The organism is Caballeronia udeis, assembly GCF_001544555.2.
In the GTDB taxonomy this organism is placed as follows: domain Bacteria; phylum Pseudomonadota; class Gammaproteobacteria; order Burkholderiales; family Burkholderiaceae; genus Caballeronia; species Caballeronia udeis.
This window is the reverse complement of record NZ_FCOK02000004.1, coordinates 213,093-236,766: the sequence shown is the minus strand read 5'-3', so window position 1 is coordinate 236,766 and position 23,674 is coordinate 213,093. Positions and strand designations below refer to the sequence as shown.

Below are 23,674 nucleotides of genomic sequence, written 5' to 3'. Positions count from 1 at the left end.
TGATCGGGCAGCAAGCTTCGTACATGCCTGTCGATCCCCGGGATAACGGAGTGTGCGCATTTCTTGCCGCTTTTTACGGCCAAAGTTGCAATCAGACTGCATATTTTGCGCGACGGCAGGCATGGACCAGTATGCGCCGCCCACAAAAAAATAGGCTGGTTCTGAACCACCGGACCGCGAAATCGGCTCGCCGTCAGTGCAACGCGGGCCGCCGTGATTGCACAATTGATTACTTCACTGCGTTACTTCATTGCGCCCGTCACTGCGTGAGCACTGCGCTTCATCATCACGCCAGCGCACGCTCGACGATCGGATACAACGACAACACAAGCAGCGTTGCCATTGTCCAGTTGAAGGCGCGCAGCCAGCGCGGTTGCGTGAGGAGCCGCCGCATGGACGTGCCGAACGCGGCCCACATGGTGATGCACGGCAATCCGACGACGATGAACACCACCGCCATCAAGACCGCGTTCAGCGAAAAGCTCGAATGCAAATGGATCGTGGTCGCGGCCGTCAGCACCATCATCCATGCCTTCGGATTGATCCACTGAAATGCCGCCGCTTCGATAAACCGCATGGGCCGGCGTTCGCCGTCGCGAACCTGCATGGTCGACGACGTTGCGATCTTCCATGCGAGATACAGCAGGTACGCCACGCTTAACGTTTCAAGCACTGTGTAAGCCCAGGCGAAACGCGCAAAGGCCTGCCCTACGCCGAGACCGACCAGCACCATCAGGATGGCGACGCCTACGCTGATGCCAAGCACGTGCGGCACCGTGCGGCGCAAGCCGAAGTTCACACCCGACGCGAGCAGCATGGTGTTGTTCGGACCGGGCGTGATGGTGGTGACGAGCGCGAACAGCACCGCGGCGGGAAGCGCAGTCAGTAGGGCGGCAGTGTCGAGATGCATGGTGTTTCCCTGGTGTTCGCTCGAGCAGGATCTGAATCGGATCGATAGTCCGGACGCGTCAGTGTATGAGATGTGATCTGTACAGTACCGGTACAGATAGTCGAATCATTTCCTGTACGGTGTGGGGCGGTTTGTGGCGCGGAATGCGGCATGCCGCTTCTGAAATTCGTCATAGGAACCCTGGCATCATCGGCACGATCCATTCCCTGGCCAACGCCTTCTTGCATCGGTTGGATCGGTTCAAAAACACGTTCGAGAATTCGCTCAAGCAGGGCGGCAGCATGAACACCGAAGCGTCTTTTAACCGGACCGCATTTGCGACAGCGTTCGGCATGCTGATCGTTTTAGTTTGCTGATCGACGGCTCTGATTATTTTCGCGTGCTGCGCGAGGCGATCACGCGAGCGCTGTGCACGGTGTTTATCCTTGGGCGGAATATCGACAGCTCGCATCGTCGGAAGATGATCGTGGTCGACGACACACTGGTGTTCGTCGGCCGCCCGGTTTTCAGTAAACCGGCTAGCAATACCCCGATGCCATCGGTCGCGCCAAGCCCGACATCTACATGGAGAAACTGTATTTCACGGCGGGTTTGATCGGCGGCGCGTTGTGCGAGACGCTGGGGAAGCCGGGCGGTCCTGATGTCGCCAAGCGTGCTGGAGAATGAAACGGGTTGAGTGAACGTGCACAGCAGACTGATCGTGATCGATGAACTGCCGCTGACGGCTTAGGCGAATCTCAACAATGCATTCTGCTATCGATGCAAACGCTGACCTGCGCATTTAACGCGATGTGCTGGCTGTATTACAGCGGATGACGGGCTTGCATGCGCTCGGCGGTCCCCAAGCTCGATACCCTGCGCGCCGCTACGGCAACGCGGTTTCAGCAAGCACGAACGTCGCGGCGTGCTGGATGCGGATATCGATTGAGACGGCGAGATGTGGCGTGTTGTCACAACGCATCCGGCGCTGGCGCCGCGTGAACGACGCAGGCAAGTCGAGCAAGTGGGGCGGAGTTTTGAGGCTCCGGCCATGCCGGGAACCCTGCCATGAGCCCTCAACGTCTGGCCTGTTGACGGTCCGACGCTGCGCCGGTTGTTCTCGCATTTCTATCGCGCATGTGCTCCTCGGACCTTTCCAGCACGCTGTCCGTTGTTCGCTTTTATCCTCATCGCGACGCATCCCGGCGAGCGTCTTGCGGGGGTGAATGTGCATCGAAGTTCGCATGGCGCGGGTGGCATCGGATCACTCTTCGTTGATCGCGAAGCTACCCATGTCGCCATAAAACTGACGCTTGTAACGAAAACCCCTTAAAAAAAGGCTTAGAAACACAAAAAGAATCGCACGAAGTTCAATGGCGCTTGTAGAATCCGGCGTTGATACGGATGCATTCACGCAACCGTATTCTAAAAACACTGACCTCAACAGGTAGGAGAAACATGCCGACTTCCGCAAAAACCGCCGCCAAGAAAGCTGCGACCAAAGCTGCTCCCAAGGCTGCAACGAAGACTGCAGCAGCACCCGTCAAGAAGGTAGCTGCCAAGAAGGCTGCATCGACGCCGGCTACTGTGGCGAAGAAAGCAGCTGTGAAGACGACGGCAACGCTGTCGCCGATCAAGGACACGTTCACGAAGGCATCGCTCGCCGCGCATCTGGCGGACCGTGCGACCGTCGACCTGAAAGCAGTGAAGGCCGTCCTGTCGGCACTCGAGGACACCATCCTCGGCGCAGTTCACAAGAAGGGCGCAGGCGAATTCACGCTGTCGGGCCTCTTGAAGATTTCGGCGCAAGTCGTGCCGGCGAAGAAGAAGCGCTTCGGCAAGGATCCGTTCTCGGGTGAAGACCGTTGGTTCGCAGCGAAGCCGGCGAGCGTGCGCATCAAGGCACGTGCGTTGAAGAAGTTGAAGGACGCCGCAGCGTAAGCTGACGGAAAAGCATCGAAGGACTATGGCAGCGCAGGTGTAGGGGCGAACCGTAGTCGAAAAAAAATGGCCGGCTCCGCAAGGAATCGGCCATTTTTTTGCCTTCTTTACGCGGCCATTTACCTGAACCAGATGTGCGAGACCGGGCGTTGAGGCAAGCATGAAGGGGGTGGAAGCCATACAGCTTTCGCGCCAAACCATCGACAGCGCAATAACAACGCTAATACCGCACGGCGCAGTGAATGTTCACAGGCATGGGCATAACCCTCTGAAAACAAACTGAAAGCGGTTAATCAGTGGCTCGACAACGACGGCACGTGGTTTGCTTGAAGCTTGCCCTTACGCTGACCCGAAGCACGCGTGGAACAAAGAAGTTCAAAAGCAAGAGATTCCCAATCTGTCGACCTGCGACCTGGGGAGTGGCCAGATGCCTGAGCCATTCCGCGTTTCAATGAGTGAGAGGGGGGCCTGATGCCGGATCAAGACGAACGACCTGACCATGACGGAGACAAAGCCGGGGACGATTCAAACCGCGGCAAGCGAAAAAACGATAGCGATGGAAAAGGCGGCGACGACAATAGGTCCAACGACAAGCCCAACAATCCATCCAACGCGCAAAAGAACGGCCCGGGTAAAAAGCCGCTGATCATCCTGGCTGTCGTCGTGGTGTTCCTGATCCTCGGTGGATTGGCATGGTGGTTCGTCACGCGCAATCAGGTGAGTACCGACGACGCGTACACCGACGGCGACGCCGTGACGATCGCACCGAAGGTGTCGGGTTACGTCTTGGTCATGAACCTGGGCGACAACAAGTTCGTCCACAAAGGCGATCTGCTGATCAAGATCGATCCTCGCGACTATCAGGCTCAACTGGACCAGGCGAACGCCCAACTCGGCCTGGCGAAGGCACAACTCGACTCGGCTCAAGTGCAACTGGATATTGCCCGCGTGCAATATCCGGCGCAACTGACACAGGCAAAGGCTCAGGAGCAGAGCGCGCAAGCGAACCTGGTGCAAACCCGCGCGGCTTATGAACGGCAACGCACGGTTGATATCCGGGCGACATCGCAACAAAACATCGACACGGCGACGGCCCAGCAAAAGAGCGCGCTGGCCAACGTCGCGCAGGCACAGGCGCAAGTGAAAACCGCGAGTCTCGTGCCGCAGCAAATCAGCCAGGCGCAGGCCACGGTCGAAGAACGCCGGCAACAGGTTCAACAGGCCGAGGCACAGGTGGAAGCGGCCGCGTTGAACCTGTCCTATACGGAACTGCGCGCACCCGCGGACGGCTGGGTCACCAAACGCAACGTGCAGTACGGCACGTTCCTGCAGGCGGGCGCCTCGATTTTTTCCCTGGTGACCACTCCCGTCTGGGTCACGGCCAACTTCAAGGAGTCGCAACTCGAGCGCATGCGTCCCGGAGACTCGGTGGATGTATCCGTGGATGCTTATCCCAACCTGAATCTGCACGGTCACGTGGACAGTATCCAGCTTGGCAGCGGTTCGCGCTTTTCGGCTTTCCCCGCTGAGAACGCCACCGGCAACTTCGTGAAGATCGTGCAGCGCGTGCCGGTGAAGATACTTATCGATAGCGGATTGCAGCCCGATCTTCCGCTGCCGCTCGGCATCTCCGTGATTCCGAAGGTGATGTTGAAATGAGCGATCATGCCGGCTGGAAACCGAAGTCCAATCCCTGGCTGATTGCGGTCGTGGTCACGCTCGCGGCGTTCATGGAAGTGCTCGACACGACCATTGTGAACGTCGCGTTGCCGCACATTTCGGGCGCTATGTCCGCGAGCTACGACGAAGCCACCTGGACGCTGACCGCGTATCTTGTCGCGAACGGGATTGTGCTTCCCATCTCCGCATATTTCTCGAAACTGCTGGGACGTAAGCGATATTTCCTGATCTGCATCGCCGCGTTCACGGTCTGTTCGCTGTTGTGCGGCCTTGCCACCAACCTGTCGCAACTGATTGTGTTCCGGGTCTTGCAGGGCTTCTTCGGCGGCGGCTTACAACCGAACCAGCAGTCGATCATTCTCGATACCTTTGCGCCCGAGCAACGCGGCCGTGCGTTCTCGATTTCGGCCATAGCGATCGTGGTGGCGCCGGTGGTCGGGCCGACGCTCGGCGGCTGGATCACCGACAACCTCACGTGGCGCTGGGTGTTCCTGATCAACGTGCCGATCGGCGTGATTACGACCATTGCGGTGATGGAGTTTGTTGAAGATCCGCCGTGGGAGAAGCAAAAGGATCGCCGCGAACTGGGCCTCGATTTCATCGGCATTGGCTTGATTACGCTGGGTCTCGGCTGCCTGCAAGTGTTCCTCGACCGGGGTGAGGACGACGACTGGTTCAAGTCCGGTTTCATCACGACCTTTGCGATTCTGTCGTTGACCGGCATTGTGGGCGCGATCTTCTGGCTGCTTTACGCGAAAAAGCCGGTGGTCGACCTGCGCGTATTGAAGGACCGGAATTTTGCGTTGGGCTCGGTGTGCATGGTGGGTTTTGCAGCGATCCTCTATGGCAGCGCGGTGCTTGTGCCTCAACTCGCCCAGCAGCAGCTCGGTTATACCGCGACGCTCGCGGGCCTCGTGTTGTCGCCCGGTGCGATGTTGATCGTGGCCATCATCCCGGTGGTCAGCAAGCTGATGCCGATCATACAAACCCGCTTCCTGGTCGCCTTCGGTTTTTTCCTGATGGCGTGCGCATTGTTTTTCACGCATCACCTGGTGCCGAACATCGACTTCAAGACGCTGACGATCATGCGAAGCTCGCAATCCATCGCCATTGCATTCCTGTTCGTACCCATCACCACGCTGGCGTACCTGACGCTGAAGGCATCGGAGAATGCGGACGCTTCCGCGTTGTTCACGATGTTCCGCAACGTGGCGGGATCAATTGGCATTTCGCTCGCGACTGCCTCGATCGTCGAGCGGACGCAGGCGAACATGGCGCACATGTCCGGGCATATGACGCCCTTGAACCCGAACTACAACGACTCCATACAGCGTCTCACGCACACGCTGATGGACATGGGCCAGACCATGCAGCAGGCCATGACCACCGCGACCGGACTGATGTACAAGGAGTACATCTCGCAGTCGACGATCCTCGCCTATCTTGACGTGTTCGGCGCGGTGGCGATCTTCGCGTTGTGCTTCGTGCCGATCACATTTTTCTTTTCGCCGGTGAAGGCCTCGGGTGGCGGAGGAGGGCATTGAGATGCGCAAACGCTTGATTCCCTTGCTGCTTTCAATGTTCGCCGGCGCGTGTTCCGTCGGTCCGAATTTCACGCCGCCCGACGCGAAAGCCCCGGATAACTGGCAGGATTTGCAGCGCGTGCAGAACCCGCCTGACGACATGCGGTTTCCCCACGCGAGCGCGCCGTCGCTCGCGGACACCCACGCCGATCCCGATCCCCACTGGTGGCGGCAGTTCAACGACGCCACGCTGGACTCGCTGATCGACCGCGCGGCGGCGGGCAATCTGGATTTGCAGAGTGCGGTGCTGCGCATAACGGCGGCGCGTGAACAGGCGGTGGTGTCGGGCGCGCAGGGTTTGCCTCAAGTCAGCGCGAACGCGAGTTACAAGCGTGAGCAACTGGGCTTGAAGGGCCTGCTGCAATCGCAGGGTGTGTACGACAAGGTCAACGCGCTCGGGCCCAACAGTGCGGGCGTGACGGGCGCCCTGAATTCCTTGACGGCTCCGGTGAGTCTCTTCCAGGATGGTTTCGATGCATCCTGGGAGCTCGATTTGTTCGGGCGGGTGCGGCGCTCGGTGGAGTCGGCGAATGCGCAGACGGAATCCGCGATAGAGAATCGCAACGACGCCCTGGTCTCGCTTGAGGCAGAGGTTGCGCGGACTTATTCGCAACTGCGCGGGGCGCAACTGCTCAAGCGGATCACGCTGGCCGAGATCGATTCGGAGCAGCAGATCCTCAATTTGACGCGTGAGCAGGCGCGCGTGGGGCTGACGAGCGAGAGCGACGTGCAGAGCGCGACTGCGCAGGTGGGGTCGTTGCAGGCCCAGTTACCGCAATTCGATGCGCAGATCGTGCAGGCAATGAACGGCCTCGCGGTATTGACCGGGAGTGCGCCGGGGGCCCTGGATGCCGAGCTGGAAGTGCCGGGCGCTGTCCCGCCGGTGCCGCCGGGCGTGCCGATTGGTTTGCCGTCTACGTTGGCGCGGCGGCGTCCCGACATTCGCCGTGCGGAGAGTGATCTGCATGCGGCCACCGCCGAGATTGGCGTGGCAGTGGCGCAGATGTACCCGGATGTATCGTTGACCGGTAATGTGGGTACGCGTGCGCTCGAGGCAAAATATCTCGCGCACTGGTCGAGTCTTTTCTGGACGGTCGGGCCAAGTATTTCGCTGCCAATTTTCGAGGGTGGCGCGTTGCGGGCGAACGTACGGATAGCGAAAGCGCAGGCGGGTGAGGCTGGGTTGCAATATCGCTCGACGGTGCTCAAGGCGCTGCAGGACGTGGATAACGCGCTGGTGTCGTACCGGACGGATCAGGACCGGCGAGAGGCGTTGACGCGCACGGTGGAGGCCAACCGGATCAGTCTGGAGCTGGCGACCGAGAGTTATCGGAGGGGTTTGGTGACTTTCATCACGGTCCTCGATGCCGAGCGTCAGTTGGCCGGGACGCGGCAACAACTGGCGCAATCGACGGTGAGCGTGACGACGGATCTGATCGCTGTATATAAGGCGCTGGGCGGCGGATGGCAGGGGACAAGCGAAAGTGGCTGATAGCAGCAGACTACGGACCTTCCGGCCGCCAACCCACCCCGTCCACCGGGGCGAGCATTCCCCCTTCGCACCAAAACCGGGCGTCTCTTTCGCCTTGTCAATCACACCGGCCACCCTCTGCGCACTTATTTGAAGCAAACTTCCATCTAACCCGCCAAAACAATGAGTAAAAACAAGTAGTAGAAAAAATGGCACGCCTGTTGCTTAATTGTAGATACTGAAACTACCGAAGCGTCGGACAGGCGTGGCCCAGCTTGAAGAGCGATATCGAGCCGGCATTTCCACGCACAGGCGGCACCATGCCGCGATCAAAAAAGGACGCAAGATGCAGATCTACGACGAAATGCGTCACGAAGAAACCGTGCGGGCGCACTACGCACGTTTCTCCCGGTGGCTTTCCACTCAAAGCCCCGAAACCATCGCACGCAAGCGGGCGGAAGCCGATCTGCTGTTCAGGCGTGTCGGCATCACGTTTGCCGTGAACGGTGACTTGTCGGGCACCGAGCGCCTGATTCCCTTCGACATGATTCCGCGCATCATCCCCGGCGACGAATGGCGCAAGCTCGAGGCCGGACTCCGACAGCGGGTGCGTGCGCTGAACATGTTCATCCGCGACGTCTACCACGATCAGGACATCGTCCGGGCAGGCAAGATTCCCGCCGAACAGGTGTACACGAACGCGCAATACCGTCCCGAGATGCACGGTGTGGACGTGCCGCTCGACGTCTACGCGCACGTCGCCGGTGTGGACGTGGTGCGCGCGGGTGACGCGGGCGAGTTCTACGTGCTGGAAGACAACCTGCGGGTGCCCTCGGGCGTGTCGTACATGCTCGAGAACCGCAAGATGATGATGCGGCTCTTCCCCGAATTGTTCGTGCAGAACCGCATTGCCCCGGTTGCGCACTATCCCGACCTGCTGCTCGAAACGCTGCGCTCGATCGCCCCGGCGGGCGTGGACGACCCCAACGTGGTGGTGCTCACGCCCGGCATGTACAACTCGGCGTACTTTGAGCACTCGTTCCTCGCGCAGCAAATGGGTGTGGAACTGGTGGAAGGCAAGGACCTTTTCGTCGATGAAAACTACGTGTTCATGCGTACGACGCAAGGGCCGAAACGCGTCGACGTGATCTACCGGCGGCTGGACGACGACTTCATGGACCCGCTCGCATTTCGCACGGACTCGGCGCTCGGCGTGCCGGGGCTGCTGACGTCGTATCGTGCGGGCCGGGTGGCGCTGGCGAATGCGATGGGCACGGGGATAGCGGACGATAAATCCATCTATCCGTTCGTCCCGGACATGATCGAGTTCTATCTCGGCGAAACGCCGATCCTGAACAACGTGCCGACGTTCCAGTGCCGCAAGCCCGACGATCTCGCCTACACGCTCGCGCATCTGCCCGAGTTGGTCGTGAAGGAGGTTCACGGCGCCGGGGGCTACGGCATGCTGGTCGGACCGGCATCGACGAAAGCGGAAATCGAGGCGTTCCGCGAACGCCTGATCGCGCGGCCGGACGGTTATATCGCCCAGCCTACGCTGGCGCTCTCCGCGTGCCCGACCTTCGTGGAATCGGGTATTGCGCCGCGTCACATCGACTTGCGGCCGTTCGTGCTGTCGGGTAAAGAAGTGACGATGGCCGCTGGCGGCCTGACTCGCGTGGCGTTGAAGGAGGGTTCTCTGGTCGTGAATTCGTCGCAGGGCGGCGGCACGAAAGACACCTGGATGGTGGACTAACACCCACCGGGATTGTTCGCAACGGGGCGCGCTTCCAAGCGCCGCGCCCGCGCGCGCCACACAACAACGGAACGCCATCATGATGCTAAGCCGCACAGCCGATCACCTTTTCTGGATGGCTCGCTACATGGAGCGTGCGGAAAATACCGCCCGCATGCTCGATATCAACCTGAAGGGCATGCTGCTGCCGCAGACGCCGGATCAGGCTGCCCGCGCACAACGCTCCGTACTGCGTATTTCGGAACTCGAATTCAGGTTCGAGGAGCGTTTCCCGGGCTCGGATTCTCGCGAGGACATGCTGCACTTCATGGTCGCCGATACCGGCAATCCGTCGAGCATCAGTTCCTGCCTGCACGCGGCCCGCGAAAACGCGCGCGCCGTGCGCGGCACCCTGACCACGGAAGCGTGGGAGACCATCAATTTCACGTGGCTCGAATTCGGCGAAAAACTCGCCTCGGGCGAGCTCGAAAAAAGCCCGGACACCCTGTTCGAATGGGTCAAGTACCGCTCGAACCTGTGCCGCGGCGTGATGGTCGGCACCGCGCTCCAGGACGACGCCTTCTGGTTCATCCAGCTCGGCATGTACCTGGAACGGGCGGACAACACGGCACGGATCCTGGACGTCCGGTTCGCCGATGCCGAACCGAACTCGCGTGAAGCCGCGCGTCAACTGGAGGACTTCTATTACTGGACCTCCATCCTGAGTTCGGTCTCCGCGCTGGAAATCTATCGGAAGGTGTATCGCGATGTCGTGACGCCGTCGCGGGTCGTGGAACTGTTGATCCTCAACTCGCAGATGCCGCGCTCGCTGCTGGCGTCGCTGGATGGTGTGTGCGCGACACTCGACAAGCTGCGCACCAACGGCTCCAACGAGTGTGAACGTTTTGCCGGCAAGCTGCGCGCGGACGTCCTGTACATGGATATCCGCCAGATACTTGAAACCGGGGTGCACGCCTATCTGACGCAATTCCTGAAACGGGTCGACGAGCTCGGTGTTCGCGTGATGCGCACCTTCCTCATGTTGCCTCTCGCCTGAACGCATCCGTTCCGCATCCGTACTGGAAACCATCATGCTTCTGACCATTCGTCACCACACGAGCTACCGCTACGCCGTCCCCGTGCAGTACTCCATCCAGCAACTGCGCATGACGCCCGCCAACGGGTCGGCGCAGATGGTGCGGCGCTGGAATATCGATACCGTGGGCAAGCTCGACGTCACCCGCGACGCCTACGCCAACACGTTGCATACGCTGGTGCTGACGAAACCGCATATGGAAATCCATCTGTCCGTGACCGGTCAGGTGGAAACCACGTTGCTCGACGGCGGCCGTCTCAACGACGGTCCTGGCCGGATTCCCCTCCAGCACTACACCTGCGCGACCGCGCTCACCGAACCGGACGCCGCAATCCGCGAACTCGCGAACTCGGTGGCCAAGCTCGATTCACCAGCGGCGCTGATTGCGCTCGCGGAGAATATCGAAGCCAAGGTGCAGTTCAAGGCGGGCGTCACCGAGGTCACGAGTACCGCGGCCCAGGCGCTGCAGCTCGGCAATGGGGTGTGCCAGGATCACGCGCACCTGATGCTGGCGTGCTGCCGTGCCCGCGGCCTGCCGGCGCGCTACGTGAGCGGTTATATCGATCCGGGCGATGTCCCGCATGCCGCGAGCCACGCGTGGGTGGATGTCTGGATCGACGACGGCTGGGTGTCGGTCGACGTCACGCACACGGCGTTTGCCAGCGGCCGCTATTGCCGGCTCGCGGTTGCGCGCGACTATGAGGCAGCGGCGCCCGTGCGCGGCTCGCGCGTGGGCGGCAAGGAAGAGCGCATGAGCGTGGACGTGTCGGTACAGGCTGCCGACCAGTAGCACAGGCTGGCTCGCGTCGCGGCGCCCGTATTCCTGCGGCGCCGTGACATTCAAGCCGCGCGCCCATCTGCCGATAACTATTAGAAGGTGAGGTGCGCGGCCTGGTTTGCCGCACCCGGACCCCATGAAGGGCGGCGGCGGTTTGCCGGGCGAGGGTGCCTGGCCACAAGTCCGCCAATCAGCCCGATCCGGGCGAATACCCGATTACAATACGGATTTGCTTCTTTCAGGAATTGGACGCATGACTTATTGCGTGGCAATGCGCGTTGACGAAGGACTGGTGTTCCTGTCCGACACCCGCACGAATGCCGGTGTTGACCATGTGAGCGCCGCTCGCAAGATGGCGGTCTTCGAACAGCCCGGCGACCGCGTCCTCGTGCTCCTCGCCGCGGGTAATCTCGCGCTGACGCAGGCGGTCATGCAACTGCTGTCAGAACCGGCGCCCGAAGACAAAACCACGCTGTATAACGTTGCCACCATGGCGGAAGCGGCGCGGCTGGTGGGCGATGCGGTGCGCGAGGTACATCGGCGCGACGCAGCCACGCTCGCGGAATTCAGCGTCGACTTCAATTGCAGCTTTATTCTCGGCGGCCAGATCCGCGGTGCGAATACGCGCCTGTTCATGATCTACTCGGCGGGTAACTTCGTGGAATCGTCGCCGGTCAGTCCGTATTTCCAGATTGGTGAATCGAAGTACGGCAAGCCGATCATCGATCGCGTGGTCACACCCTCCACGCCATTGGACGAAGTCGCGAAATGCGCGCTGGTGTCAATGGACTCGACGCTGCGGTCCAATTTGTCGGTGGGATTGCCGCTCGACCTGCTCGTATATGAGAAGGACGCGTTGCGGGTCACGCGCTTCTCCACGATCGATAACGACAACCAGTATTTCCAGATGATTCATCGCACGTGGGGCGAACGGCTGCGGCAGATTTTCGGGGAGATCCCGAATCCGACCTGGGCCGATCCCGACAACGTGCCGCTGCGGGCGCGCGAAACGGTATCGAACGTGCCGCGCGTGACGGGCAGCGACCTGCGCGCAGAACCCGATACGTCGGCGCCGCCGTTCCAGACGCTGATGCAACCGGAAAGCGGGCGATCGCAGCATTGAGCGGGGTTGGGATGGTGCAAAGGTGGTTCAAAGCGCGTGGCGGGAAGTAAGACCATCACGGGCTCACGGGCTCGCAAAGACAGGCAGCCCGAAACAAGAACGGCCCAAATCGGCTTACGCTGATTGGGCCGTTCTTGCTTTTGGCTTTGGGATATCGATCGCCGCGACATAGCGGCCAATACCAATACGTCGCGCATAAAAAAACAGCCATCGGCGAAGCCGATGGCTGCTTTTGAAACGCAGTCGAAATCGGCGCGCTAAACCGTGAAACTATGCGCGCCGGGTCCGGCTTTAGAACTTGTGACGAATACCAACGATGACCATTTCTTGCGAGCTCGTACCGGCGAAGCCGAACGAACCGATCGATGCTTGCGCTTGTTGGTCTACGCGAACCGTCTGGCCAGCAGCGTTCGTGGTGGTCACAGCTTGCGTGCCGCTTGCTTTCTGGTAAGCGCCGAGTGCGTAGAAATCCGTACGCTTGGAGATCGTGTAGTCCGCACCGATGCCGACCTGATTGTAATGAGCACCCGCGTCGCCACTGGCTTTCTCGTACGTGTAGCCCGTGCCGATCAGGAAAGCCGGCGTCAGCTGGTAGTTCACGAATGCGCTGCCGATGTTGTACGTCTGCGTCGACGTGAACGTCGAGAAACCATCCGGACGGTACTTCGCATTGCTGTACGAACCGCCGAACGTTACCGGGCCGATAGCGTACTGAGCTGCTGCACGAGCGATGCCGATCGAGTGAGCCGACGCGTAGCCGCTGTTGATCGGGCTGTCGAAGATCGAATCCGACGACGGGCTATTCCAGGTCGTAGCCGAACGGCCTGCACTCGGGTTGCTCGTGTAGTAGTAACCGGCAGCCAAGCCCAACGGGCCGTTGTTATACGCAACTGCACCGCTCCACGTCTGGCCTTGACCCGTCGTGCCTGCGCCGTTGCTGAAACCATACATGCCTTCGAATTGCAGGCCAGCGTAGTTCGGCGACACGTACTTCACAGCGTTATTTACACGCGAGCTGTTGTCGTAGTTGTCGACGTCGCCCGGCGTACCGACGATTGACGCCCAGTAGTTGTCACCCGTGATGCCTTGCACCATGTCGACGAGCGGGTCGTATTGACGACCGAGGGTGACCGTACCCAGCTTGTCAGACGTCAAACCGACGAATGCCTGACGACCGAATTCGCGACCACCTTGGTTCAACTTGCCCGTGCCTACGTCAAAGCCGTTTTCCAATTGGAAAATTGCCTTCAAACCGCCGCCGAGGTCTTCCTGACCCTTCAGGCCCCAACGGTCACCAGACAAGTTGCCGTTGGAGGTGCCGACTTGCTTCTCGTTGCCGTTCGCGTTGTGGACATAAATGAGACCAGCATCGATCACGCCATACAGGGTCACGCTGTTTTGCGCGTGAGCCACGCCAGCTGTGCCGAGCAGTGCCAGCGAAAGGGAAGTCAGTGCGAAACGTTTCATCAGGTTCTCCACGCGAGGATTAAATTCGTTGTTGCCGGCGCAGAGAATAACGCAGCGTTACAAAACTTAAGAACTGAAAAATTAAAACATGTCTCAAAAAAAAGACACTTTATGGCCCACCGTCTGGTGTCTTGCAAAGCAAGCCTGTCAAGGCTTTAGCCGTTGATTCATCTAGTGAAAGCGCCGCGACAAAGGTGCCCCCAGAAAGTTCCTTTTAATGCAATTGGTTCATCGCGAATAGGCGATTTATATTAGCTTTTTACTAATTGGAGGCTATAAGCGACATATGCCAGAAGGCCGTCGGCAGGAAGGGCTTGCACCAGCAAGAGGAGCGCCGGATATGGCGCTGCGAGGGTTTACGTGCGGCAGCCGAGCGTGCCGCAGGCGATCGGCTGGTACGGTCGGAGTGTTGCGAATTCGCCACGTCTCTACCCGCGGACAGTCCCATTTTTGCAGCGGACGCAACAAAGGCGCGGAGCTTTCCAGTCCTGTCCGGTTCTGTTCAGTCGATACGGATTCCTGCGAGTCCATGGAACCGACAAGCATTTGACACGGGAACATGCGTTGGCGCGGAACCCACCGGTCGGCGACTTGATCTCCTCCGGGCTGCCAATGTTATTCGTCCATCCCCGAGGGCCGGTCACGTCCCGTAAGCAGCGTGAGCACCAAACCTGCACCGCCGGCCAGCAACACAACGCGCCACGGGTAGCGTTTCACCAGATCGTTCGCCTGTACCGCCTTGCGCCCGCAATCCAGCATGGCTTGCGCTGTCACCCGCGTGGCAGCGGTCTCCGCGCGGGCCAGCTTGCGGCTCAAATTCAACGCGGTACTCAACGCCGATACCCGTTGGCGCGCCTGCTGCGTCAGATGCTGCGAGCGCTCGGCCCGCCGTTCGATCGATGCCCGCGTGCGTCCCGGCACGGCCGTGAAGGGTTTCGTGGTCCCGGGGTTGCCGGCGTCCGTACGAGCCGCTCCGGGGACCGTGGAGCCCGCCAGCATTGAGCCGATCTTGGCGCGGCTGCCCGGCGGGACCCGGCTGCTTTGCTGGCCCCACGCCCCGCGCGGATCGTGCAAACGAGCCCTGGCTGCTGAAAACTCCGCGCCAAGCAGCAGCACCGCGGCCGAGAAGTACAGCCACATCAGCAGGACGGCGAGCGAGCCGGCCGCGCCGAATGAATTTGCTGTGCCGGCGTGTGTCAGGTAAAGCGCAAACAGCTTCTTGCCGACTGAAAACAGGATGGCGGCAACCAACCCGCCGACGAGTGCATCCCGCCACTCCACCCGGCCGTCGGGAAGGAACTTCAGGAGTGCGCCGAACGCGAGCGAGAGAATCAACAGTCCAACGACCAGTTGCGCGATGTCGCCGATCACGACGAACGGCGAATCGCCCCACAGCCATTGGCCTACGGCCTGGATGGCGGTATCGAGGACGAGCGAGACGATCAGCAGGAACGCCACGCCCAGCACCAGGCCGAACGAGATCAGCCGCACCCGCACCAACGCGAAAACGCTCGATTTCTGCTCGCCGGTCAGCGGCCACACCAGGTTCAGCGCGGTATTGAGCGATGAAAATGTCGCCGATGCGCCCACCGCCACCAATACGAACGAGATCACGGCCGCCACCCCGGTGCCGCCGCTGCGATGGGCATTCTCGACAATGCTCTGCACGCTTGCCGCCGCCTGATCGCCCAGCAGTCCGTTGACGTGATGGAACAACTGGCCGCGCGCCGCGTCGGCTCCAAACACCCAGCCGGCGATCGCGATCACCATGACGAGCGTTGGCGCCAGCGAAAATGCGGAGTAGAACGCAATGCTCGCGGCCATGGCGGCGCAGCGGTCCTCGCCAAATTTCCTGAGCGCGCCCATCACCCAGGATGCGTCCTTTTTCACCACAGCCTGAATTTTCTCGGTGGACAAGGTGCTCATGGAAACCTCAAAAACGATGATGGTGATGACGATCTTGACGGTTTGTCCGTCAAAGCACGATGCGTTCCACGGCCCGCACGCTTTTGGTCACACCACAGCGTGCCGGGATCCTGAAGCATCCGTCATCCCGCCGTACTCTGGCAATCGAAAGCCGGCTCATAGGCCAATCGGATGTCTTTGGTGCCCAGTTTCGTCATAAATCGTGGTGCGTGTTCCGCGTTCAGGCGCGCCGTGTTTTCCAATCGGCGCGGGAATGAGCGGGTGGAGGGAGGATGTCATGCAGCTACGCATGGCCGGGCGGTTGCAGCCGGCGTCAGGCGCGCAGGGCGAAGCCGTTGAGATACGCCGCCGGGTCCTGTCCGTCCCAGGTCCGCCCGTCGACCAGCACGTCCGAGCGAATTTCGTCGGGGACGCGAACGTCCGCCAGCGCAGCCGCCTCACGGTACAACGCTGTCTGGCTGATCGCCGATGCAATCGCGGCGTCGTCGTCGTCACCGCTCAGCAAACCCCATCGGCGATATTGCGTGAGGAACCACAATCCGTCGGACGCCCGCGGGTAGTTGACGGCGCCTTCATCGAAGAAACTGACGGGGAGCGGCCGGCCAGGGAATTGCACCGCGTCATACTCGCCAAGCAGCCGCGGTGCGATCAGTTCGCGCGGTACGCCGGTCAGCTCGGGCGCCGCGAGCCACGTCGAGATGTCGGCGCGATGCGCGGGGCTGTCGAGCCACCGGCACGCCTCGAGCATGGTCTGGACCAGCGCGCGGGCCGTGTTCGGGTAGAGCGCGACAAAATCGCGCCGGCTGGCGAGCACCTTTTCAGGGTGGTCCGGCCAGATCTCGCTCGTGACAGCGACGGTCCTGCCCGCGTGACGCGCCTCGGCAACCGCATTCCACGGCTCGCCGACACAGAATCCGTCGAGCTGGCCCTCGGCCAATGCATCGACCATTTGCGGCGGCGGAATCACAATGCTGCGAATGTCGCGCAGCGGATGCACGCCAAGAGCCGCGAGCCAGTAGTACAACCACATCGCATGTGTGCCGGTCGGAAAGGTCTGTGCGAAGACCGGGGGACGGCCGAGCGACGCGAGCGCCTCCTTCAAATTGCCACTTTCGTTAAACGCAACGGCCAGCCGGTTCGACAGCGTGATTGCCTGGCCATTGCGGTTCAGCACCATCAGCACGGCCATGTCGCCCTGCGGTCCGCCAATACCCAGTTGCACGCCATACACGAGGCCATAAAGCGCGTGCGCCGCGTCGATCTCGCCGGATAAAAGCTTGTCGCGCACGGCTGCCCACGAAGGCTGCCGGCACAGCTCGAGCGTCAGGCCGTGGCTGTGGCCGAACTCGAGGATCTTCGCAACCGCGAGCGGAGCGGCGTCGCTCAACGCCACGAAACCAAGGCGGATGTGGGTCTTCTCGGGTTGATCTGAGGCGTGGTTCAAAGCGGCTTTCGGCGTGTTCATGTTGTGCGGGCTACCCTAATAAATCGGCCATCGACACCAACTGGCGCGCGACCTCGGCAAGCTTCATTCCCTGGTCCATCGCGCGCTTGCGCAGCATGGCGTACGCCTCCGGTTCGGATAGTTTGCGCCGCTCCATCAGCAGGCGTTTGGCCCGGTCGATCAGCTTGCGGTCCGCCAGTTCGTTCTCGGCTTCAGCGAGCCGCTTGCGCAATTGCTCCTCGCGTGCAAAACGCGCGAGAGCGACTTCGAGAATGGGTGCAAGCCGCGCTGCCTCCAGCCCTTCGACAAGATACGCGCTCACGCCCGCGCTGACCGCCGCGTGAATCAGTTTCTGGTCGGCATCATTGCTGAACATCAGGACCGGGCGCGGCGCGGTTTCGTTCATCACGGCGAGCTGTTCGAGCGTATCGCGTGAGGGTGATTCAGTGTCGATGATGACCACATCCGGGCGCTGCTCTTCCACCACCTTCGGCAATGCGGCAGGGGTCGCCACCTCGGCCAGCATGTCGTAGCCCAGGCGTGCGAGCGCCTGGCGAAGATCGCCAATGGGTTTGTCGGTATCGGTGACCAGGAGCACACGAAGCATGGGTCAGGCGCCGGGGTATTGCATACATGGACAGCCAGCGGCAATGCTCACCGGCGGCCGATCCGCGCGCCCGATAATGGCCGCTTGCGCTTGACGCGATTTGCGCCGGTCAGGCTGCATGCTGCACCGTGCCGGCGATGTCTTGCCACGCGTTGAAGGCGGCATGCGCGTCCCCGGCAACAGCGCGCCTCTCATGGTGAGTCACCCAATCTACCGCTTCGCCAACAGCATTGCCAACGAGGATCACGGCCGGGCTTTCCAGGCCTTCCTTCACGGCGTCGATAGCCAGGCGGTCCAGTGGTCCAAGCCAGCGCCGCTCGGATGTTGTCCCTGCCCACTGAACCACGGCGGCAGGGGTGGACGCCGGCAGCGCCGAGAGCAATGCCTGGCAGAGGCTTTCGATGCGCGTCATGCCCATGTAGATCGCGAGCGTCGTGCCGGTCGCCGCGAGTGCGGCCCAGTTGGGTTCGCCGTGATCCTGCTTGTGCGCCGTAACAAAGGTCACTCCCTGGCAATGCTCACGATGCGTGAGCGATATCCCGAGACTTGCCGCCGCCGCAAAGCCCGACGAAATGCCGTTGATGATCTCCACCGGAATCTGCGCGTGCCTGAGTGCCGTGAGCTCTTCGCCCGCCCGTCCGAACAGCAGCGCGTCGCCACCCTTCACGCGGACCACGTGCAGGCCCTTACCCGCATAACGTTGCATCAGCCGCTGGATGAAGGCTTGCGGTGTTGACTTGCAGCCGCCGCGCTTGCCCACACGGATCACGCGTGCGTGAGGTGCAAGCGACACGATCGCGGGATTGACGAGATCGTCCAGCAGCACGATATCCGCGGCCGCGAGTGCTTTGGCGGCTTTGATCGTGAGCAGGTCCAGGTCGCCGGGACCGGCGCTAAGCAAAGTGACCTTGCCAGTTGTCATCGTGATGTCCTTTGGCGGCTTGATTGCGCCTGACCACGCTTGAGAAGCGCAACCGCCGCCGCGTTGCTTGAAAGAGCGAAGACCATAATGAGCCGCACGGCGCGACAACACGGCGCCCCAACGAAAAAACGGCATCCGCTCGTGCTCTTGCACGAAGGGACGCCGTTGTCCTGAGTCGCCGGTGTAGTCCGGAGTAGCCGATACCGCCGGCATTCAATCGATAAGACTGTGTTATTTAAGCGCCCGACATCGTTGCCGCGCACAGCAAGACATAGGCAATATCCAGGCCAGACGAATGGGGTTCTCGCGCGCCCGGCGACGAGCCATGGCCACAGCAACACGAGCGCTCTCGCGAAGCCACGCCTCTCATGCACGACAACATGAACGAAGCCCTTTTCGACTGCGTGCACTGGATTGGTCAGCACGCGCCAGGTGTCGCCCCATCCGCACGCGGACAGTGCTGCGTCGCACCGTGACTGTGCGGCGCTGCATCAAAATGTGTCGCCTGCAACGAGCCGAAAATGTGCTGCCGGCCGCAAACGCCCGCCGGACATGCCGTTGGCATTCATGGCATAGGCCTTGCATTTCGAGCGTCCATGGATCAACGGCGGTCCAGTTTCATCGCAAGGTTTCAGTAGCAGCCCATGACGGGCTTTTTGGACAACGGCGTCCCCTGGACTCAGTCATTAACTGGGTTCACGGGACGCCTTTTTGTTTTGTGGAAAGACAATGGCAGACAAAGCAACCCGGATCGATCTATTCAGCCTGCGCACGGCGCCGATGCGTGCTTTCCACCTCACGTGGATGGCGTTCTTTGTCTGCTTCTTTGCGTGGTTTGCCTGCGCGCCATTGATGCCGTTGATCAAGCGCGAGTTCGGCCTGTCCATCGATCAGGTTGCAAATATCAACATCGCCGCCGTTGCCGCGACGATCCTGGTCAGGCTCATCATTGGCCCGATGTGCGACCGCTACGGTCCGCGCAAGGTGTATACGGGACTGCTGCTGATCGGCGCGCTTCCCGTGTTCGGCGCCGCGCTCTCGGGCGGGTACGAAAGCTTCCTGCTGTGCCGCCTTGGCATTGGCGCGGTGGGCGCGAGCTTCGTTATTACGCAGTACCACACATCGGTGATGTTCGCGCCGAACGTGGTCGGCACGGCTAACGCGACCAGCGCGGGCTGGGGCAACGCCGGCGCCGGCGCGGCGCAAATGCTGGTGCCGCTGCTGCTCGCGGGCATGCTTGCGCTCGGCGCTGGAGACGCATCCGCATGGCGCCTCGCGCTGGTGGTTCCCGGGTTGGCGATGCCGGTCATGGCCTGGTTCTACTGGCGCTTCACACAGGACTGCCCGCAAGGCAACTTCACGCAGTTGCGCGCAGAGGGCATCACTATCGACGGGGGCAAGAAGGGCGGCTGGGCGAGCTTTCGCACAGCCTGCGCAAACTACCGCGTGTGGATGCTGTTCGTCACCTATGCGGCTTGCTTTGGCGTCGAGGTGTTCATCCACAACATTGCCGCGATCTATTACGTCGATCACTTCCATCTCTCGCTGAAAGCCGCCGGTGTCGCTGCCGGCAGCTTTGGACTGCTCGCCCTGTTTGCCCGCGCGCTCGGCGGCTGGCTCTCGGACAAGGCTGCTGCACGTCGCGGCCTTGGCGTTCGCTCCACCTTGCTGTTCGCGCTGATCGCAGGCGAAGGGCTCGGCCTCCTCTGGTTCTCGCATGCGGACAGCGCGGCGCTCGCCGTGGTCGCGATGCTGAGCTTCGGCCTGTTCACGCATATGGCGTGTGGCGCGACCTACGCGCTCGTGCCGTTCATCGACCGCAAGGCGCTCGGCGGCGTGGCCGGGATTATCGGCGCGGGCGGCAACGTGGGCGCGGTGGCGGCCGGCTTCCTGATGAAGGGCTTCGGCAGTGTCCAGCAGACGCTCGCCATGCTCGGCGTGCTGGTCACGTTGTCCGCGTTGTGCGCACTCGCGGTGCGCTTCAGTTCCGAGCACAAGGAACGCGAAGACGCGCTGCGTGCAGATGCATTGGGTATCAACAACAGCATTGCCAATTGAGAGCGTCCTGATCATGAAAATCGTCGTCATCGGCCATGGCATGGTCGGCCATAAACTCCTCGAATGCCTTGCTGAGAAAACATCGCATGGACTCGATATCACCGTGCTATGCGAGGAACCGCGGCCGGCTTACGACCGCGTGCATCTGTCGGAATTCTTCTCGGGCAAAACGGCGCAGGACCTGTCGCTGGTCGAGCCAGGATTCTTCGAGCGTCAAAACGTGCGGCTCGAACTCAATGCGAAGGCTGTGTCGGTCGATCGCGCGGCGCATACCGTCACTGTGTCGACCGGCGAGGTGCTGGCGTACGACAAACTGGTGCTCGCTACCGGCTCTTATCCGTTCGTGCCGCCGGTTGCGGGCAATGAGCGTCGCGACTGCTTCGTGTACCGCACTATCGAAGACCTCGAAGCGATGAAGGAATGCGGCGCGCGCTCGAAGACGGGCACGGTCGTGGGCGGCGGACTGCTCGGGCTTGAGTGCGCCAAGGCGCTGCGCGACATGGGCCTGCAGACGCACGTGGTCGAGTTCGCGCCGCGCCTGATGGCCGTGCAGGTCGACGACAGCGGCGCGCGCGTGTTGCGCAGCAAGATTGAAGAGCTGGGCGTGACAGTTCATACGCAGAAGAACACGGTTGCCATAGTCGATGGCGAGGACGGCACGCACCGAATGGAGTTTGCGGACGCAACGCATCTCGACACCGACATGATCGTGTTCTCCGCCGGCATCCGTCCGCGTGACGAGATTGCGCGGATCAGCGGCCTTGAGGTCGGTGCGCGCGGCGGCATTGTGATCGACGACTCCTGCCGCACGAGCGACGCCGATATCTACGCGATCGGCGAATGCGCACTCTGGAACGGGCAGGTCTTCGGATTGGTCGCGCCGGGTTACGACATGGCGCGTGTCGTCGCAAAGCAGTTGCTGGGTGAGCTGGCTGGTTTCACCGGCGCGGACATGAGCACGAAGTTGAAGCTGATGGGCGTGGACGTGGCGAGTATTGGCGACGCACATGGCAAGACGCCGGGCAGCCGTGCCTACCAGTTCAGCGACGAACGCAAGCAGGTCTACAAGAAGCTGGTGGTGTCCGAGTGCGGCAAGTATTTGCTCGGCGGCGTGATGGTCGGTGACGCAGGCGAATACGGCACGCTGTTGCAGATGATGCTGAATCGCATCGCGTTGCCGGATGCACCGGAATTCCTGATCCTCCCTTCCTCCGACGGCAAGCAGAAGCCGGGCCTCGGTGTCGAGGCGCTGCCCGAAGCCGCGCAGATCTGTTCGTGCAACAACGTGTCGAAAGGCCGGATATGCGAAGCGGTGTGCGCGGGCGCCACCAGCATTGGCGCGTTGAGGTCCGCGACCAAGGCCGGCAGTTCGTGCGGCGGCTGCGTGGCGCTGGTTACGCAGGTCATGAAGGCCGAGATGAAAAAGCAAGGGTTCGCGGTCAACAACCACCTCTGCGAGCACTTCCCGTACTCGCGTCAGGAGCTCTATCACATGGTGCGCGTGGAGCGCATCGAGACGTTCGGTGCATTGCTCGCGAAGCATGGCCACGGTCTTGGCTGCGATATCTGCAAGCCGGCAGTCGCCGGGATTCTTGCCTCGTGCTGGAACGAGTTCGTGCTGAAGAAAGAGCATGCAAGCCTGCAGGATTCGAACGATTACTACCTTGCGAACATTCAGCGCGACGGCACCTATTCCGTTGTTCCCCGGATGCCGGGTGGCGAGGTCACGCCCGACGGATTGATCGCGGTGGGACAGGTCGCAAAGAAGTACGGCCTGTACACCAAAGTGACAGGCGGGGCACGTGTCGACTTGTTCGGCGCACGGGTTGAACAATTGCCGCTGATCTGGGAAGAGTTGATTGCTGCCGGCTTCGAATCAGGTCACGCCTACGGCAAGTCCGTGCGTACCGTGAAGTCATGCGTGGGTTCGACCTGGTGCCGCTATGGCGTGGGCGACTCGGTCGGTCTCGCGATCGACATAGAGAACCGCTACAAGGGTCTGCGCACGCCCCACAAGATCAAGTTCGGCGTCTCCGGCTGCACGCGCGAATGTGCCGAGGCGCAAGGCAAGGACATCGGCGTCATTGCGACAGAGAAGGGCTGGAATCTCTACGTATGCGGCAACGGCGGCATGAAACCGCGTCACGCCGAGCTGCTTGCATCGGATCTCGATCGTGCAACGCTGATCCAGTACATCGACCGTTTCCTGATGTTCTACATCCGTACGGCGGACAGGCTGCAGCGCACCAGCGTGTGGCGCGACAACCTGGAAGGCGGACTTGAATACCTGGTCGACGTCGTCGTGCACGACAAGCTTCAGCTTGCCGCGGAACTCGAAGCAGAGATGCAACATGTGGTCGACACCTACGAATGCGAATGGAAAAAGGCCGTCAACGATCCGGACACGCGCAAGCGCTTCCGCCATTTCGTGAACAGCGACGAAGCGGACGCGAACGTGAGTTTTGTCGAGGAGCGTGGCCAGATCCGCCCCGCGACGCCCATTGAACGGCAACTGAAGTGCATTGATATTCCCGTGGTTGTCGAGACGGTTTGAAGCGCACATCACCCACACCGAGGACGTCATCATGAACATCGATCGAATTCCCCTAACCTGGGCGCTCGTGTGCCCGCTCGACGACATCGTGCCGAACACCGGCGTTTGCGCGCTCGTCAACGGTGCGCAGGTTGCGGTGTTTCATCTCGCCGATGAAACCCCGAGCGTGTTCGCGATCGATAACTTTGACCCGGGCTCACAGGCGTCGGTACTGTCGCGCGGACTGATCGGCAGTCTGGGCGAGCGCATTGTGGTGGCATCACCGATCTTCAAGCATCACTACGACCTTCGCACGGGCGAATGCCTCGAGATACCGGCGAATTCGGTCAACGCCTTTGCCGCGCGTGTGGAGGACGGGCAGGTGTGGGTCGCGGTATGACCTTGTCAAGCGCATTCAAGCATC

General features: G+C 61.2%; 18 protein-coding genes. 11 read left to right on the top strand and 7 right to left on the bottom strand.

The window, feature by feature from the left end; translation table 11 throughout:
* Positions 1-286: 286 nt before the first annotated feature.
* On the bottom strand, positions 287-910 hold the full coding sequence (locus AWB69_RS05305) for a LysE family translocator (RefSeq protein WP_031363616.1): 624 nt from the start codon (positions 908-910) through the stop codon (positions 287-289).
* Between the two features lie 169 nt (positions 911-1,079).
* Positions 1,080-1,361 carry a hypothetical protein gene (locus tag AWB69_RS47480; protein WP_156528741.1) on the bottom strand — a complete coding sequence of 94 codons (282 nt, stop codon included), beginning with the start codon at positions 1,359-1,361 and terminating at the stop codon, positions 1,080-1,082.
* A gap of 986 nt (positions 1,362-2,347) precedes the next feature.
* On the opposite strand from AWB69_RS47480, the gene AWB69_RS05295 reads away from it, so the two are divergent.
* From AWB69_RS05295 to AWB69_RS05260, 8 genes are all read left to right on the top strand, one after another.
* Positions 2,348-2,830 (top strand): HU family DNA-binding protein, encoded by a 483-nt coding sequence (locus AWB69_RS05295; protein WP_062082883.1) that lies wholly within the window; start codon positions 2,348-2,350, stop codon positions 2,828-2,830.
* A 471-nt stretch (positions 2,831-3,301) separates the two neighbouring features.
* Positions 3,302-4,489, top strand: coding sequence for an HlyD family secretion protein (locus AWB69_RS05290; protein WP_062082880.1), 1,188 nt, complete (start codon positions 3,302-3,304; stop codon positions 4,487-4,489).
* Positions 4,486-6,054, top strand: a complete 1,569-nt coding sequence (locus AWB69_RS05285) for a DHA2 family efflux MFS transporter permease subunit (protein WP_062082878.1) — start codon at positions 4,486-4,488, stop codon at positions 6,052-6,054. The genes AWB69_RS05290 and AWB69_RS05285 overlap by 4 nt, the downstream gene beginning before the upstream one ends.
* 1 nt (position 6,055) lies before the next feature.
* Positions 6,056-7,585 (top strand): efflux transporter outer membrane subunit, encoded by a 1,530-nt coding sequence (locus tag AWB69_RS05280; RefSeq protein ID WP_062082876.1) that lies wholly within the window; start codon positions 6,056-6,058, stop codon positions 7,583-7,585.
* 325 nt (positions 7,586-7,910) lie between these two features.
* Positions 7,911-9,317: a circularly permuted type 2 ATP-grasp protein gene (locus tag AWB69_RS05275; protein WP_062082875.1), complete on the top strand. Its 1,407-nt coding sequence runs from the start codon at positions 7,911-7,913 to the stop codon at positions 9,315-9,317.
* An 82-nt stretch (positions 9,318-9,399) separates the two neighbouring features.
* Positions 9,400-10,353, top strand: a complete 954-nt coding sequence (locus AWB69_RS05270) for an alpha-E domain-containing protein (RefSeq protein WP_062082985.1) — start codon at positions 9,400-9,402, stop codon at positions 10,351-10,353.
* A gap of 34 nt (positions 10,354-10,387) precedes the next feature.
* Positions 10,388-11,182, top strand: a complete 795-nt coding sequence (locus AWB69_RS05265) for a transglutaminase family protein (RefSeq protein WP_062082873.1) — start codon at positions 10,388-10,390, stop codon at positions 11,180-11,182.
* 241 nt (positions 11,183-11,423) lie between these two features.
* Positions 11,424-12,293 carry a proteasome-type protease gene (locus AWB69_RS05260; protein WP_062082870.1) on the top strand — a complete coding sequence of 290 codons (870 nt, stop codon included), beginning with the start codon at positions 11,424-11,426 and terminating at the stop codon, positions 12,291-12,293.
* Positions 12,294-12,584: 291 nt separating this feature from the next.
* On the opposite strand, the gene AWB69_RS05255 is transcribed toward AWB69_RS05260, so the two are convergent.
* The 5 genes from AWB69_RS05255 to cobA all read right to left on the bottom strand — a co-directional run bounded on the left by AWB69_RS05255 (position 12,585) and on the right by cobA (position 18,659).
* On the bottom strand, positions 12,585-13,760 hold the full coding sequence (locus tag AWB69_RS05255; protein WP_062082869.1) for a porin: 1,176 nt from the start codon (positions 13,758-13,760) through the stop codon (positions 12,585-12,587).
* 615 nt (positions 13,761-14,375) lie between these two features.
* Complete coding sequence (locus tag AWB69_RS05250; RefSeq protein WP_062082867.1) at positions 14,376-15,686, bottom strand: YihY/virulence factor BrkB family protein; 1,311 nt, start codon at positions 15,684-15,686, stop codon at positions 14,376-14,378.
* Between the two features lie 313 nt (positions 15,687-15,999).
* Positions 16,000-17,151, bottom strand: a complete 1,152-nt coding sequence (locus AWB69_RS05245) for a CmpA/NrtA family ABC transporter substrate-binding protein (RefSeq protein ID WP_062082864.1) — start codon at positions 17,149-17,151, stop codon at positions 16,000-16,002.
* 10 nt (positions 17,152-17,161) lie between these two features.
* Complete coding sequence (locus AWB69_RS05240) at positions 17,162-17,737, bottom strand: ANTAR domain-containing response regulator (RefSeq protein ID WP_062082862.1); 576 nt, start codon at positions 17,735-17,737, stop codon at positions 17,162-17,164.
* A 109-nt stretch (positions 17,738-17,846) separates the two neighbouring features.
* A complete protein-coding gene (cobA, locus tag AWB69_RS05235) occupies positions 17,847-18,659 on the bottom strand; it encodes a uroporphyrinogen-III C-methyltransferase (RefSeq protein ID WP_062082984.1) in 813 nt (270 codons plus the stop codon).
* 729 nt (positions 18,660-19,388) lie between these two features.
* Between cobA and AWB69_RS05230 the strand changes: the two genes are divergently transcribed.
* Genes AWB69_RS05230 through nirD form a run of 3 tightly spaced genes read left to right on the top strand, consistent with a single transcriptional unit; the run spans position 19,389 to position 23,650 of the window.
* Positions 19,389-20,717: an MFS transporter gene (locus AWB69_RS05230; RefSeq protein WP_062082860.1), complete on the top strand. Its 1,329-nt coding sequence runs from the start codon at positions 19,389-19,391 to the stop codon at positions 20,715-20,717.
* Positions 20,718-20,730: 13 nt separating this feature from the next.
* Entirely contained in the window at positions 20,731-23,271 is a 2,541-nt protein-coding gene (gene nirB, locus AWB69_RS05225) for a nitrite reductase large subunit NirB (RefSeq protein ID WP_062082858.1), read from the top strand.
* A 31-nt stretch (positions 23,272-23,302) separates the two neighbouring features.
* Positions 23,303-23,650, top strand: a complete 348-nt coding sequence (nirD, locus tag AWB69_RS05220) for a nitrite reductase small subunit NirD (RefSeq protein ID WP_062082856.1) — start codon at positions 23,303-23,305, stop codon at positions 23,648-23,650.
* Positions 23,651-23,674 lie beyond the last annotated feature (24 nt).